The organism is Methylobacterium sp. J-076 (assembly GCF_022829405.1).
Classification (GTDB): domain Bacteria; phylum Pseudomonadota; class Alphaproteobacteria; order Rhizobiales; family Beijerinckiaceae; genus Methylobacterium.
In genome coordinates, this window is the sequence record NZ_JAKSXW010000038.1 from 93,176 (window position 1) to 107,458 (window position 14,283).

At 70.8% G+C, this 14,283-nt stretch carries 15 protein-coding genes; 7 read left to right on the forward strand and 8 right to left on the reverse strand.

Annotation, left to right across the window (positions count from 1 at the left end):
• Positions 1-4: 4 nt before the first annotated feature.
• The 4 genes from MKK53_RS02950 to MKK53_RS02965 form a co-directional block, all read right to left on the reverse strand.
• Complete coding sequence (locus tag MKK53_RS02950; RefSeq protein WP_313901522.1) at positions 5-967, reverse strand: NAD(P)H-binding protein; 963 nt, start codon at positions 965-967, stop codon at positions 5-7.
• A gap of 115 nt (positions 968-1,082) precedes the next feature.
• Positions 1,083-2,201: a metallophosphoesterase gene (locus tag MKK53_RS02955; protein ID WP_243926745.1), complete on the reverse strand. Its 1,119-nt coding sequence runs from the start codon at positions 2,199-2,201 to the stop codon at positions 1,083-1,085.
• A gap of 141 nt (positions 2,202-2,342) precedes the next feature.
• A complete protein-coding gene (locus MKK53_RS02960; protein WP_243926746.1) occupies positions 2,343-4,019 on the reverse strand; it encodes a hypothetical protein in 1,677 nt (558 codons plus the stop codon).
• A gap of 450 nt (positions 4,020-4,469) precedes the next feature.
• The gene (locus MKK53_RS02965; RefSeq protein WP_243926749.1) at positions 4,470-5,234 is read right to left on the reverse strand and encodes a B12-binding domain-containing protein; all 765 of its coding nucleotides are present in this window, start codon (positions 5,232-5,234) and stop codon (positions 4,470-4,472) included.
• Positions 5,235-5,851: 617 nt separating this feature from the next.
• On the opposite strand from MKK53_RS02965, the gene MKK53_RS02970 reads away from it, so the two are divergent.
• From MKK53_RS02970 to MKK53_RS02990, 5 genes are all read left to right on the forward strand, one after another.
• Positions 5,852-6,652 (forward strand): MetQ/NlpA family ABC transporter substrate-binding protein, encoded by an 801-nt coding sequence (locus tag MKK53_RS02970; protein WP_243926752.1) that lies wholly within the window; start codon positions 5,852-5,854, stop codon positions 6,650-6,652.
• Positions 6,653-6,746: 94 nt separating this feature from the next.
• Positions 6,747-7,547, forward strand: a complete 801-nt coding sequence (locus MKK53_RS02975; RefSeq protein WP_243926755.1) for a MetQ/NlpA family ABC transporter substrate-binding protein — start codon at positions 6,747-6,749, stop codon at positions 7,545-7,547.
• 2 nt (positions 7,548-7,549) lie between these two features.
• Positions 7,550-8,686, forward strand: a complete 1,137-nt coding sequence (locus tag MKK53_RS02980) for a methionine ABC transporter ATP-binding protein (RefSeq protein ID WP_409564259.1) — start codon at positions 7,550-7,552, stop codon at positions 8,684-8,686.
• Positions 8,667-9,320: a methionine ABC transporter permease gene (locus MKK53_RS02985; RefSeq protein WP_243926759.1), complete on the forward strand. Its 654-nt coding sequence runs from the start codon at positions 8,667-8,669 to the stop codon at positions 9,318-9,320. The genes MKK53_RS02980 and MKK53_RS02985 overlap by 20 nt, the downstream gene beginning before the upstream one ends.
• Entirely contained in the window at positions 9,317-10,684 is a 1,368-nt protein-coding gene (locus tag MKK53_RS02990) for an LLM class flavin-dependent oxidoreductase (protein WP_243926761.1), read from the forward strand. The genes MKK53_RS02985 and MKK53_RS02990 overlap by 4 nt, the downstream gene beginning before the upstream one ends.
• Before the next feature lie 110 nt (positions 10,685-10,794).
• Here MKK53_RS02990 and MKK53_RS02995 read toward each other — a convergent pair whose 3' ends face one another.
• On the reverse strand, positions 10,795-11,085 hold the full coding sequence (locus MKK53_RS02995) for a hypothetical protein (RefSeq protein ID WP_243926763.1): 291 nt from the start codon (positions 11,083-11,085) through the stop codon (positions 10,795-10,797).
• Positions 11,086-11,245: 160 nt separating this feature from the next.
• Between MKK53_RS02995 and MKK53_RS03000 the strand changes: the two genes are divergently transcribed.
• Together MKK53_RS03000 and MKK53_RS03005 are read left to right on the forward strand one after the other, a co-directional pair.
• Positions 11,246-11,491, forward strand: a complete 246-nt coding sequence (locus MKK53_RS03000; RefSeq protein WP_243926765.1) for a hypothetical protein — start codon at positions 11,246-11,248, stop codon at positions 11,489-11,491.
• Between the two features lie 63 nt (positions 11,492-11,554).
• Positions 11,555-11,977: an STAS/SEC14 domain-containing protein gene (locus MKK53_RS03005; RefSeq protein WP_243926767.1), complete on the forward strand. Its 423-nt coding sequence runs from the start codon at positions 11,555-11,557 to the stop codon at positions 11,975-11,977.
• A gap of 111 nt (positions 11,978-12,088) precedes the next feature.
• Here MKK53_RS03005 and MKK53_RS03010 read toward each other — a convergent pair whose 3' ends face one another.
• The 3 genes from MKK53_RS03010 to MKK53_RS03020 all read right to left on the reverse strand — a co-directional run.
• On the reverse strand, positions 12,089-12,373 hold the full coding sequence (locus MKK53_RS03010; RefSeq protein ID WP_243926769.1) for a hypothetical protein: 285 nt from the start codon (positions 12,371-12,373) through the stop codon (positions 12,089-12,091).
• A gap of 314 nt (positions 12,374-12,687) precedes the next feature.
• The gene (locus MKK53_RS03015) at positions 12,688-12,900 is read right to left on the reverse strand and encodes a hypothetical protein (RefSeq protein WP_243926771.1); all 213 of its coding nucleotides are present in this window, start codon (positions 12,898-12,900) and stop codon (positions 12,688-12,690) included.
• Between the two features lie 249 nt (positions 12,901-13,149).
• Positions 13,150-14,283, reverse strand: a 1,134-nt coding sequence (locus MKK53_RS03020) for a porin (protein ID WP_243926773.1), incomplete at its 5' end; no start/stop codon positions are given.

The following is a 14,283-nucleotide window of genomic DNA, read 5'->3' on the forward strand; positions in this document are numbered from 1 at the left end:
GCCGTCAGAACACCGCGTGGTCGCCGCGCTCGGCGACCGCCTCGCCACGGATGACCCGCGCATAATAGTCGAACAGCGTCTCCGACCCGGTCGAAGGGGTGGCGTGCGCGTCGTATCGCCCGGTGGCGGGGTCCAGCACCAGCATGGACTCGGTCGCGTAGTAGCGCCCGATCCGCGCGAGTTCCGCCTTGCCGGCCAGGGACGGCACCCATCGTCCCATCGTCGCCAGGACGATGACGACCGCATCCAGCAGCGCCACCGGCACCTGCGTGAAGCGCGGCTCGCGCCCCAGCAGGGCGAACAGCCGCTCGCCCTGCGCCCGCGGCGTGATCGCTTCGCCCGGTCCGCCGATCGGCAGCACGCGGTTGCGCCGGCCCTCGTCGTCGAGGCATTCGGCGAGATAGCGGCCGAGGTCGTCGTCCCCGATCGGCTTGCAGGCCGTCAGGGTTCCGTCGCCGAACACCAGGAACGGCTTGCCGCGCCTCAGGCGGTCGATCTGCCCCGAGAGCGATTTGAAGAAGGCCGTGGGCCGAACGATCGTGTAGTCGAGCCCCGAGTCGATCAGCACCTTCTCGAAGGCGAGCTTGGCGTGCTGAAAGGCGAGGACCGGCTTCTGGACGCAGATCGCCGACAGCAGCACGGCATGCGTGATACCGGCCGCCCGGCCCGCGTGGAGGGCGTTCACCTGCGCGCCGTAATCGATCGCCCAGGCGTCGTCGGGCAATCCGGTGCGCGAGGCGAGGCACGATACCAGCACGTCGAACGCTTCGCCGCGGACGCCGTCGCGCGCCAGCGACGCCGGGTCGGTGAGATCGACGATCCGTTCGATGGCGCTCGCGGGACCCTCGGGCCCGTCGCCCGCACCGGCGGTGTCGGCCGGGCGCCTGACGAGGCAGACGACCCGGTGCCCACGTGACACCAGCGCCCGCACGGTCGCCCGGCCGATCGTGCCCGTCGCCCCCACCACGAGGACGCGGCGGGGTGTCACGCCCTGCGGTCGATCCATGGTCATGATCGCTTCATCCCCACGCCTCGCCATCCCCGCGCGCCCGCGATGCCGTACCGAACGGCCACGGGCGGCGCTACGGAGAGGGCCGCAGGGTGATCCGCGTCAACTCGGAGGGGCGGCCGAGCCGAAGCGCGAAGCCCGGCCACAGGGCGGTGCCGTTGCTGACGTAGAGCACCATGCCCCCGACCCGGTACGCCCCGGAGACGAACCCGGCATTGCCCCGCGCCACCAGCCGGTCCAGGCCGCGGATCATGCCGCCGTGGGTGTGTCCGGACAGTTGCAGCATGACCCCCTGCGCCGCCGCCCGCGGGGCGTTCGCCGGCTGGTGATCGAGCAGCACGACCGGTGCACCGGCGGGGATGCCCGCCAGCGCCGCGGCGAGGTCGGGCCCCGGGTGGCCCGTGGCGGGGGCCGAGCGGTCGGTCACCCCCGCCAGCACGAGCCGCCCGCCAGCGCGCCCGAGGACCGTGTGGGCGTTGGCCAACACGCGGATCCCCAGCCCGGCGAGGTGGCGCATCCAGGCGTCGTGGTCGAAGAAGTACTCGTGGTTGCCGGGCACGGCCCAGACGCCGTCTCGCGCCCTCAGGGCGCGCAGGGGCTCGACGTCGGTCCGCCGGGCTTCGAGCGACCCGTCGATGAAATCGCCCGTCACCGCGATCAGGTCGGTGCCCAGCGCGTTGGCCCGGGCCACCACGGTCTCCGCCCAGGCCGCCGGGAACAGGCGGCTGATGTGCAGGTCGGTGAGATGCAGGATCGTGTAGCCGTCGAAGCCTGGCGGCAGGTCCGGTATCGCCACCGTGACGTCCTTCAGCGGCGGCACGCGCACGGCCTGCGCCACCGCCACCGCCGCCAGCACCGAGGCTGCGACGGCGGCCGCCTCGCGCCAGGCCGGGGAGACCGCCCATCCGCCCCCGGGGAGGACCCGGCCCACCAAGGCCGCGGCATCGAGGGCGAGCAGCATCGGGGCCGCCAGCGCGAGCGCACCGAACGCCCAGTTGAACAGGATCACCACCGGGCGGGGGAATTCCGGGGCGAAGACCGATCCGGACGAGAGGCGGCTCCACAGGTGGTACTGCGACGCGACGAGGAGGAGGACGGACAGGCCGAGCTTGACCGCGGGGGGCCATGGGCTCGGCCACACCACGCGCGCGATGACGTAGAGGGCGGGCAGGCTGGGGATCAGGCGGATCATGGGGCGCACCATGGCGAGCGCCGCCCTCGACGCAAGCCGTGCGGGGCGTCGATTCAGGTGCGGCGGCCTGCCCCACCGGGAGGGCCCGTCCTCGTTTCGCCCGACGCCGTCCGTGCGTTCGGCGCCGGGCGAAGGCCGCGGTCAGAAGGGATAGTAGCGCAGGGAGGTGAGGCCCGTGACGAGGTGGGCCGTGGGCTGGATGCCGAGCGCCCCCGGCAGCGCATCGCGCTCCGTGTAGGAGACCTGGGCGCCGGCGACGAGACGGCCGTACCCGCCCTTGTAGAGGTCGTGCCAGAAGCCGCCGGTGATCTGGCGGATGTCCCGGGTCTCGGCCTGACAGGTGCCGCTCGCGGCCCCCTCGACGTCGCAGCCCGTCACCACCAGGGTCGGCGAGCCGTAGCCGGCCGTGCTGAAGGCTCCCGCCCGGCCGGCATGCTCCCAGCCGGCGTAGACGTAGAGGTCGGTGCCCGGCTGCGCATGGAACACGGCGCCCGCCAGCAGCTGGAATTCCGCGATCGGGGCGATCGCGCCGTCCGCGCGCAGGGCGAAGTCGGGCAACTGGGCGGAGCCGTAACGGCCGATGCCCCGGCCCACGAGGCCGCTGACCTGAAGGTCGAGGCGCTTGTCGATGACCGGGAGCGTGGCGGCCCCGCCGATGCCGTAGCCGAACGCGGTGTCCGACCGCCCGGGCGTGCGGACGGTGGCACTGAGGGCGGTCGGCGCGATCCGGTCGTCGAAGAAGCGCGCGAGCCCCTTGACCTCGTAATGGCCGAAGCCCGGCTCGAAGGCGAGCTTGCCGGCGATGTCAGGGATGCGGCTGTTCGAGTAGGTGGTCGAGTTGTTGAGAAGGCCGGCCGCATCGCCGGTATTGTTGACGTTGACGGTCGAGGGCGCGGCGAAGGGGCTCGGGGGCAGGACGCTCTGGGGCGACTCGACGGACAGGCCGGCCCAGAGGCCCGGCGCCAGGTCCTTGACCACGCGGATCTGCGGATTGCGCGTCCAGTTGAAGCCCGGCACGTACTGGGCGTCGATGGTCAGGGGGATCTGCTCCTTGAGCGGGGTGATCCCGGACAGATCGGTGGTGATCAGGCTCCAGGCCTGGCCCGCGAGGACGTGCCAGCCGGTGTCGAGGGATTCGACGGTGGCGAAGATCTGGCGGATGCGCGGGACGTAGCTGTTGCTCTCCCGGGAGTTGGAGGTGACGCCGGCGGCCAGGAAGTCGATCTCGTAGTAGCCTGAGATCTGGAGCGTCGGCTCGACGCGGGCCGTGAACAGACCGCTCAGGCGGCTCTGCCGCGCCGAGAGCCGGAACTCGCCCTCGCGGGATTGGGGGCTGTTGCGGAACGGGATGCCGCTGAAGTCGGTAGCGACGTCGGAGACGGTGTTGGCGCTGCGGTAGAAGCCCGCGAGCTCGACGAAGCCCCCCGGCGTGAAGCAGATCGCCGGTCCCAGCGCATAGCTGCCGGCGTTGCAGACGAGGTCGTTCGCGAGGATGACCGGCGTGTGGTCGCTCGGGGCGGGCGGGGCTCCGCCCGGGTCGCCGGCCTGGGCGCTCCGCTGCTGGCGCTCGGTGCGGAGGGCGATCCTGGCCTGCTCACGCGGCGGGTTCCGGCGCCCCTGGGCCTCGCTGCCCGGGGCCGCCCGGGGGGTGGCCGCCTGGCGGCGCAGGGCGGCGAGTTCCTGCTGCATCGCCTGCATCTGGCGCTGCATGGCATCCATCCGCGCCGCCATGTCGGACACGGACTGCGCCGCGGCCGGATCCGGGACCGCCGCGGCGGCGAGGACGACGAAAGACGGGAGCCGACGGCGTAAGGACATGGCGGACGTTCTCTGACACGGGGCGCGGGACCCAACCGGGTGGGCCGGCGCCATCGTCAGATGCGCGAACCTTCATGACACTACAGTCACTTGAACTGAGCCAGACAGGAACGATGAACGAATGAAGCCTGATCGACCCGTCCCGGCGAGACCTGTGCCATTTTAGAAACATCTTCCGCCCACGCGGAAAGTCTTTATCCGGCGCGGTCATCGCGGGCGCGGACTGTCGATGCGATGTCCCGGGCCGGGCCTGCGCGGGGGCAGCGGCGCGCGAAACGTGCCGCCGATGGGTCCCGGCAGGCCCCCCCCCTCGGCGCGGCGGCGGTGCACGCGGGCATGGACGGCCCGCGGCCGGGTCCGCGCGGCGCCCCCGCTCCGATCCGTCCGAGGGGCGGCTCGCGGGGACCCGTCGGGGAGGACGACGAGGGCAGCGTGGGAACGCCGCCGCCGCTAAGCCCGGGCGGCGCCGTGCGTGCCGAATTCGAGCAGACGCTGGGCGAGGAGGACCGCCGTCGCCGCGTCCACCGCAGAGGCGTCCGCGCCGACCCGGGCGACGAGCTCCGGCTGCGCCAGGAACACCGGACCGCCCACCATGACGCCGATGCCGCGATTGAGCGAGACGGCCCGCACGGAGCGGATCGCCTGCGCCAACGGCTCGACGCGGGTCTCGTCGCTGAGGGTCAGGCCGACGACGGCGAACCATTCGGAGGCCACCAGGGCGGCGATCTCGTCCGGGCTGGAGGAGAGCCCGATCGACACGATCCACCCCGCCCGGCGCAGGAACTGCTCGATGATCCGCACGCCGAATGTGTGTCGTTCGCCGGGGGCGCCCATCAGCAGGACGCGCCGCTTCCCATTGAGGGGAAACGCCTCGTCGTCGATTCGGAACCGCGTCACGAGATGCTGGAGCCGGGCGACGCCCGTCGTCACCTCGAGGAAATCGCACAAGTCGTCGTCCCACATGCGGCCCAGGAGGGCCGCCACAGGCGCCAGCAGATCGAGGAACAGGCGATCCAGGGGATGGCCCTGCGCCAACAGGGCCGAGAACGCCTCGATGATCGGCGCCTCGTCCGGTGCCAGCGCCAGATCGGAGAAGGCGGCGACCTGCCCCACATCCGGCTTGAAGACCGGCTTGGCCTCCGCGGACACGAACCCCCGATGCAGCAGCATCAGCTGCGGGAGGATCTCGGCCTGGACGACCTGCCCCAGGGCCAAGCACCGTTCCCTCGCGGCGTCGGCGCTGCGTTTGCGTGCATAAATCTGGCGGGCTTCCGCCGCGCGCTCGGTCTCATGGGGAGAACTGTCGCCCCAGTGGACTTCGGACGAAGCAACATTCTGCATCGTCCCCCTCCCGGTGCCAAAGCGTCGGAGGCCTTGGTGGCCCATCGATCGCGGGGTTTCATCAGAGCCGGCATGCGGCGGAATGTAAAGGTCAGCCGATTGTGGTCGAAACGGGCCGGCACAATGCCCCTGTTTGCCGCGTGCGGAGGGCGCCACCGCTGCGTTCACCCACTTGTGTCTGAAAAGGCCGGTCGCCGGGCGGGTCCACGCGTCCTGATTCCGTCAAAGGGGCCGCCGGGCCTGTCGTGGCGACCGCCCCGGCGCCCCGGGCGGGCGGCATCCCCCGTGAGGGCGGGCGCCGGCAGCGTCATCGGTGAGTCCCGTCACGGCCCCGTGCCGGGAGAACGTTGCCATCCTCCGATGACGGGATTCCGAAACGATGCCCTTCGCGCGGGCGGAAATTCGATAATCGGTCCTCTTGATACGAGACCTTCGTTTCGAGATACGAAGACCAGCTTTCATCTTCCAGATCATTCCGAAAAGCGCGCGCAGTGCCTGCATCAACCCGTCGTGTCTTCCTGTCCGGCGCCCTGGCCCTGAGCATCGCACCGGCCCGCGCCGCCGCGGCGCCGCTGCGGGTCGTGGCCTCTTCGGCGCCGCATGCGGAGATCCTCGAATTCGTCGCCGAAAAGCTCGCGCCCGACCTGCCGCTCAAGACCATCGAGATCTCGGGGGATCTCCGCCCGAACGCCCTGCTGCGCGACGGCGACGCCGACGCCAACTTCTTCCAGCACGTCCCCTTCCTCCGCTCGGAGGAGGCCGCCATGGGGATGCGCTTCGCCGTCGTCGCGGCGGTGCATATCGAGCCCCTGGGGTTGTACAGCCGCCGCGCCAGATCGCTCGCCGCCCTGCCGGCCGGCGGTGTCGTCTCCCTGTCGAACAGCATCACCAACACCAGCCGCGGGCTGTCGCTGCTTCAGGCGAACGGTTTGATCCGGCTGCGGGCGATGGGGGCGGGGGCGAACGCGACCTTGGACGACATCGTTGAGAACCCGAAGAACTTCCGCTTCGTCGAGATCGCGCCGCCGCAACTGCCGCGCTCCCTCGATGACGTGGCCCTCGCGGTGATCAACGGCAATTACGCGCTGGAAGCGGGGCTGGAGCCGGCGCGGGACGCGCTGGCGCTCGAACGCGCCGAGGGCAACCCGTATGCGAACGTCCTCGTCACCACCGAGGGCTTGGCGAAGGACCCACGCGTGCTGCGCCTCGGAACGCTGCTGACCTCGGCCGAGGTCGCGCAGTTCATCCGCGACCGCTACCGCGGCTCGGTCGTCCCCGTCCGCCCGTCCTGACCGGCGCGGCCCGGGCGAGGGCGCCACGCCCCCCCTTCGATCCTCGACACCCCGCCCCGGCGCCGCCGGACCGGGAGACCGGAGTCCCCCACCGATGCGCTTCCTGAAGACCCTCGCCATCGCCCTCGTCTCCCTCGGCACGATGGCGGCCCAGGCCGAGACCCTGACGATCGGGACCGTGCCGGGGGCCTACAGCGACGCCGTCACGGCGGCCGCCAAGGAGGCCAAGGACCAGGGCATCGCGGTGAAGGTGATCGAGTTCAGCGACTGGACGACGCCGAACGTCGCCCTCGATGCGGGCGACATCGACCTGAACTTCTTCCAGCATCGCCCCTTCATGGAAAACGCCGAGAAGCAGAAGGGCTACCGGTTCGACATCGTCGGGCTCGGCATCCTGCAGAATATCGGGCTGTTCTCCCTCAAGCATCGGAGCCTCGACCAGATCCCGGCGGGCGGGAAGGTCGCCATCGCCAACGATCCGGTGAACCAGGGGCGGGCCCTCCTGCTCCTGCAGAAAGCCGGCCTCATCACGCTCAAGGCTGGCGTCGGCTTCCTCGGCACCCTGGACGACATCACCGAGAACCCGAAGAAGCTGACATTCGTCGAGGTGGAGGGGCCGCAACTGGTGCGGATCACCGGCGATGTCGACTTGGCCCAAGGCTACCCGCATTTCATCGTCGCCGCCGGCGCCTTCGATCCGACGAGCGGGCTGATCTATTCCGGCATCGAGGACAAGCTGTTCGCGGTGAGCTTCGTCACCAAGGCGTCGCGCAAGGACGATCCGACGATCAGGAAGTTCGTGCAGATCTTCCAAAATTCCGAGGCCGTGAAGCAGCAGATCAACAAATCGTTCGCTGGCAGCGATAAGCTGTACCTGCTCGCGTGGCAGAACTGACGATGGCGACCTTGGCCTTGGACAGTCTCGGGATGGCAGGCCCGGCCACGCCCACGGCGGCGGCGGGTGGGCCCGCGATCACGGCCGCCCGGGGGGAGGCGGGACCGGGCGGCACCGGCACCGTGCGGTTCGAGAACGTCTCGAAGACCTATCGCTCCGCAGGGGGCGAGATCCGCGCGCTCGACGACGTCAGCCTCGACATCCCGTCCGGGGCGATCTTCGGCATCATCGGTCGCTCGGGCGCCGGCAAGTCGACCCTGCTGCGGACCGTCAACCGCCTGGAGGAGCCGACCTCCGGCCGGGTGCTGGTGGATGGCGAGCGCATCGCGGCCCTGCGCACGGACGGCCTCGTGGCCCTGCGCCGCCGCATCGGCATGATCTTCCAGCACTTCAACCTGCTCTCGGCCAAGACCGTCCGGCAGAACGTGGCCCTGCCGCTCAAGGTGCAGGGGGTCGGCAGGGCGGAGACCGCCCGCCGGGTGGAGGAGGCGCTGCGCCTCGTCGGCCTGGAGGGCAAGGCCGAGGCCTATCCCTCGCGCCTGTCGGGGGGGCAGAAACAGCGCGTCGGCATCGCCCGCGCCCTGGTGAGCGGCCCGGAGATCCTGCTCTGCGACGAGGCGACGTCGGCCCTCGACCCCGAGACCACGCTCTCGATCCTCGGCCTGCTGCGGGACATCAACCGGCGGCTCAACCTGACCATCATCCTCATCACCCACGAGATGAGCGTGATCCGCGAGATCTGCACCGATGTGGTGGTGCTGGAAGCCGGGCGGGTCGCCGAGGCCGGGCCGGTCTGGCGCCTGTTCGGCGCGCCCGAACACCCGGCGACCCGGGCGCTGCTCGCGCCCCTCACCCGCGACCTGTCCAGCGATCTGTCGGACCGGCTCATGCCGTATCCGGCGCCCGGCGCCAGGGCGGTGTTGCGGATCACCTATTCCGGGCGCACGCCCCCCGACCTGTCCGCCCTCGTCGCGGCCACGGGCGGCGCGGTGCAGCTCCTGCAGGCGGGCGTCGAGCGGATCCAGGGGCACGCCGTCGGCCGCCTGCTCATCGCCGCCGAGGGCCCGGAGGCGGAGGCGAGGCTGAGGGCGATCGGAGAAACCGTCGAAGGAGTCGGCTATGTCGCCGCAGATGATTGACCGCCTCTGGCAGGCGGCGTTCGACACGCTGTTCATGGTGGGCGTGTCGGCGGGGATCGCGGTGCTCGCGGGCATCCCCCTGGCGCTGTTCCTCGTCACCTCCGGGCCGGGCGGCATCGTCCCGGCGCCGCGGACGAACCGTCTCGTCGGCCTCGTGGTGAACGGCTTCCGGGCGGTGCCCTTCATCGTGCTGCTGGTGGCGCTGATCCCGTTCACCCGGCTCGTCGTCGGCACCACCATCGGCGTCTGGGCGGCCATCGTGCCGCTGGCGGTGAGCGCCACGCCCTTCTTCGCGCGGATCGCGGAAGTGTCCCTGCGGGAGGTGGATCCGGGGCTCATCGAGGCGGCCCAGTCCATCGGTTGCCGCCGCCGCCACATCCTCCTCCACGTGCTGCTGCCCGAGGCCCTGCCGGGCATCGTCGGCGGGTTCACCATCACCATCGTCTCGATGATCGGCGCCTCGGCCGTGGCCGGCGCGGTCGGCGCGGGCGGCCTCGGTGACGTGGCGATCCGCTACGGCTACCAGCGCTTCGACACGACGGTGATGTCGGTGGTCATCGCGATCCTGATCGTCCTCGTCTGCCTCGTGCAGGTCACGGGCGACAGCATCGTGCGGAGGCTCAAGGTGCGATGACGTCCCCTCGCAAGGAGATCCGGCTCAACGCGTTCAACATGAATTGCGTCGGCCACATCAACCACGGCCTGTGGACCCACCCGCGCGACCGTTCCAGCGAGTACAACACGCTGCGCTACTGGACGGACCAGGCGAAGCTTCTGGAACGCGGCCTGTTCGACGGGCTGTTCATCGCCGACATCCTCGGCGTCTACGACGTCTACGGCGGCGGCATCGACGTGACGGCGCGGGAGGCCGTGCAACTGCCGGTGAACGACCCGACGCTCATCGTCCCGGCCATGGCGGCGGTGACGGAGCACCTCGGCTTCGGCGTCACCGTCAACGTCTTCGCGGAGGCGCCCTACACCTTCGCCCGGCGCGTCTCGACGCTGGACCACCTCACCGGCGGCCGGATCGGCTGGAACATCGTCACCGGCTACCTCGAAAGCGCCCATCGCGGCCGGGGCGAGGCGCTTCCGGCCCATGACCGCCGCTACGACTATGCGGACGAGTATCTGGAGGTGCTCTACAAGCTGTGGGAGGGGAGCTGGGACGACGCGGCGGCGCGGCGCGACCGCGAGGCCCGGGTCTTCAGCGATCCGGCGAGGATCCGGCCGGTCTCCCATCGCGGCGAGTTCCTGGCGGTCGAAGGTTACCACCTGTGCGAGCCCTCGCCCCAGCGGACGCCCGTCCTCTACCAAGCGGGCGCCTCCGGCCGTGGCCGGGCCTTCGCCGGGCGGCACGCCGAATGCGTGTTCATCTCGGCGCGGGACAAGGCGTCGGCCCGGGACGCCGTCCGCGCGATCCGCGCCGAGGCCGCCGCCGCCGGACGGGACCCGCAGGACGTGAAGGTGTTCATCGGCATCGCCGCGATCCCCGGCCGCACCCGCGCGGAGGCCGAGGACAAGCGCGCCGAGTACATGCGCTACGCCAGCGCCGAGGCCGGGCTCGCGCATTTCTCCGCCTCTACGGGCATCGACTTCGCCCGCTACGGCCTCGACGAGGTGATCCCCTACGCCCCCGGCAACGCCATCCAGTCGGCCACCGCCGCGGCCGCCAAGCGGGGGCTGACCAAGCGGGATCTGCTGGCGGAGCTCGGCCTCGGCGGGCGCTACGCGGTGCTGACCGGCGACGCGGTGTCCATCGCCGACGAGCTGCAATCCTGGGTCGAAGAGGGTGAGGTGGACGGGTTCAACCTCAGCCGCATCGTCGTGCCGGAGAGCTTCTCGGACTTCATCGACCTCGTGATCCCCGAGCTTCAGGGGCGGGGCCTGTACAAGACCGCCTACGCGCCCGGCTCGCTCCGGCGCAAGCTGTTCGGCGGGGGAGACCGCCTCCCCGACCGGCACGCCGCCCATGCCGTCCGGCACGTTCCGGGTGCGTGACGCGGCGACGCCGGGCGGCACGTGACGGCCCCGCCGCGCGACGGTGGCGACGCACGGACCGGGGGCGGTTCACGCCCTCGGGCCTCCGCCCCGGGGCCGGGGGCGGGGCGCTACGGCATCACCCAGGCGCACGCACCGCCCGCGATGCCGACGCATTCGTAAGTGCCTCCGCCGAACATCGCCCGACGCTCGACCGCACCGATCCGGTCCCGCGGGACGAGGCGGCAGCCGGGCTGGCTGGAGACCTGCCCGGCGGCACGGGCGCGGTCCTCGCCGGCCCCGGCGGCGAGCTGGCGCAGGGCGATGAGGCTGTCACAGACCGGCACCGTATCGGCCGCCTCCTGCGCGGGGGCCGGCAGCGCGCCGAGGAGCAGAAGGCCTGCGAGGGCAAAGGGGCGCATCACGATCTCCGTCCCATACGTCGTCGAGCCGCAGGAGATGGCTCAGACGCGCGGCGGGGCAAGCCGAGCCCCCTCCCAAGCCCCCGGCGCTCCCCCGCGCCCATGACGTCGCACCTCGCCGCAGGGGAGAACCGGGCCCGCCGATGCCCGTTGAGGGCACATGACCGATCAGATCTCACCCCCTCCGCTGGACCAGGTCGCCGACGCCCGTCGGCGTGAGATGGCCGTCGAACACCTGCTGTTCGGGACGATCCGCTCCCTCGCGCAGCGCCACCCCGAGTTGCTGGACGAGCTGGAGGGCAGCCTCGATCATCTCTGGGACAAGTCCGAAGGCGCCGCCCGCGACGACGAGGCCGTGCGCGAGATCGCCCGGAAGTTCATCCGGAGCCTGCGCGCCGAGGGGTAGGCCGTCCGGACCGGGCGTGACCGGTCCATCGTTCGAAGGCCGCACCGCGGCGGGGAGGTTCACATGAACACAGCACCGGATGGATCGATCGTCCAGCGGGACGCGCCGCGCCCCGACCTCCTGGCCTTCGAGATCAGGGACAAGATCACCCGGCCCGACATCGAATGGATGTCCGCCCTGACGGACCAGGCCATGCAGGCCCACAAGACCATCGACATGCTGATCGTCATGGCGAACTACGAGGGGTCCGAGCTCGGCGCGACCTTCGACGGCTACGCCACCAGCGTGAAGGCCCGCTCGGTGGCCCATATCCGGCATTACGTCGTCGTCGGTGCGCCGGCCTTCGCGGAGGCGATGATCAAGCTCTCGGGCCTGATCATGCCGGTGGAGACGAAGACCTTCGACCTCGCCGACGAGGCCGCCGCCTGGGCCTACCTCGCCGAAGCCGGCCCGGCCTCGGAGGCCGCCCCGGCGTGGCGGAGCTGAGGCCGGCGGCCCGGCGGGCCACCGGTGCCGCGCGCCCCCGCCGGGTGCGGCCGTCCCGGTAGGTCACAGCCTGGGTGAGGGGAAGCCTCCGCAGGGCTCCCCCTCCTTGTATTACTTGCCGCTGGGGGCTGCGCCGCTGCCGGTGGCGCCGTTGCCCCCACCGCTCCCCGCCGCCGCACCGGGGGTGCTGACCGGGGGGCCGCCGCTCGTGCCGGGGGCACCGGTGCTCATCGCGCCGCCGCGCTCCTCGTTCATCTTCTGCGATTCGCTCTTCACGCTGCCGGGGCTGTTCATGTTGCCCTCGGCGCTTCCGCCCCCGGCGCGGGTCTGCGCGAAGGCCCCCCCGGAGACGGTGACGAGGAGGGTCGCTGCGAGCGCAAGTGTTTTGACGGACATGGCGTTTGTCTCCCGAGGCGAACGTGGTGTCACCTCATGGGCCAACGCCCCCATTCGACGATTCGTTCAGAACGGCGGCGGGGACGCCGCGAGGGCGCGCGCCACGGCGTTTTCCGGGGATTCTGGATCGGGTGCGCCCACGGCGCCACATGGCTCTCCTCCCCCTTGTGGGGAGGAGCGGGAGGTGGGGGAGGTTCAGGGGGCACCGCCGGAGCCCTCTCCGGCACCACCCCCACCCCAACCCCTCCCCACAAGGGGGAGGGGACCCGGACCGAGGCGCGGGGACACCCGATCCGAGGTTGGCGAAAAACGCGCTAGCGGGCGCGCTTCATCCTGTCTCCCCTCAGGTATTCGGCTTCGGCCTGCCACGCATCGCGCTCGGCCTGCACGGCCTCGATCAGGGCGTGCAGGTTGCCGGCGTCGATCGCGGTCTCCACCAGCATGTCCTGGGCGGTGGCGAGCTGGTCGCGCAGGTCGGCGTTCTCTGCGGCCACGGCCAGCAGGAGAGCAACCATGTCATCGCTCATCCCTGCCCCGGTCCGCTTCCTATGGAGGTCGCTTGTAGACTCGGGAGGAAGTAACGACAAGTACGTCAGCCGATATCGGCCGGCGCCGGGCGCCAAGAACTTCGCGATGTCGAGCAACCGTAGTGCATCGACGAAGTTCGTCTTCGGTGGCCAAAAAAAATGCCCGGCACGAGGCCGGGCAGTCGAGATCCCTCTTGCACGGGGGACATCTAGACCGGGGCTTTGGAGAATCCCGGTCGAGATTGGTGATCAGAAGTCGCGCTGGACGCGGAAGCGGGCCTGGAAGACGTCGGTGCTGGTGATCGTCTTCACCGGGTTGCCGGCATTCACGTAGGCGGCGGTGTAGTTGAATTTCTGGGTGTCGAGCACCCGGCCGTTCTGGACACCGTACTGGGCGTAGATGCCCTCGACGCCGATATCGAGGTCCTTCACCGGCGACCAGATCAGGTTCGCGCCGGCATAGAGCATGTACGTGTCGCGCAGGTTGCCGTTGAGGGCATAGAACCGCGTGCCCGGCGTGCCGACGCCCAGCGTCGAGATGACGGTGCTGCCGATGTTGGTGCCCGTGGTCGGCACGAAGCCGTAATAGGCGCCCTGGGCGGCGCGGGCGCCGGCCCCGAAGGTGTTCTCGCCGTAGGAGGCGAACACCGCCGAACGCCACTCCGGCGACCAGTAGTGCAGGAACGAGCCGATCACCGAGAAGCTCGTGGAGAGCTGCAGCTGGTTGGTGAACGGGTTGATCGTCGCGTCGGAGAAGTTCTGGTTGAACGACGCGCCCTCGATCGAGGTCGGGTTGATCGAATAGGAGCCGTTGTACGAGCCGTTGCCGGTGTACATCTGCGCGCCTTCGGCATAGGCGCCCTGGAGGTAGAAGGCATCGCCCGGCGCGATGAACGGGGCGTTGACCTTCAGGCCGCCCTGGACGGCCCAGCCGTACTCGCTCTGGGTGCGGGCGGTGTTGGCGTTGGTGGCAGTGAGGGCCGCCCCGGCGCTGTTGGTGCCGAGGAAGCCGCCCTGGGTGATCACGTTGCCGGTGTTGATCTCATGCACGGCAGCGGAGAGCTGGGCCGAGCCCCAGGGCTGGTCGTAGCGCAGCACGCCGACGAAGTCGGGCATGCGGTTGCGCTGGATGCCGTCGGTGAAGCCGAAGCCGATCGGCTGGCCGGCGGCGTTGACGCCGAGGACCACCGGGATCAGCGAGTTCGCCTGGCCGAAGATCTGCGTCGAGGTGTTGCCCACCGTCGCGGACAGGGCGGCGGTCGGGGCGTAGACCGGCGAGCGGCGGAAGCTCGGGTCTTCCATCGACAGCGTGGCGGAGAAGCCGTTGCCGAGGGTGGCGGTGTAGGCCAGCAGGTTGGTGGAGTAGACGTCCGAGCCCGACGT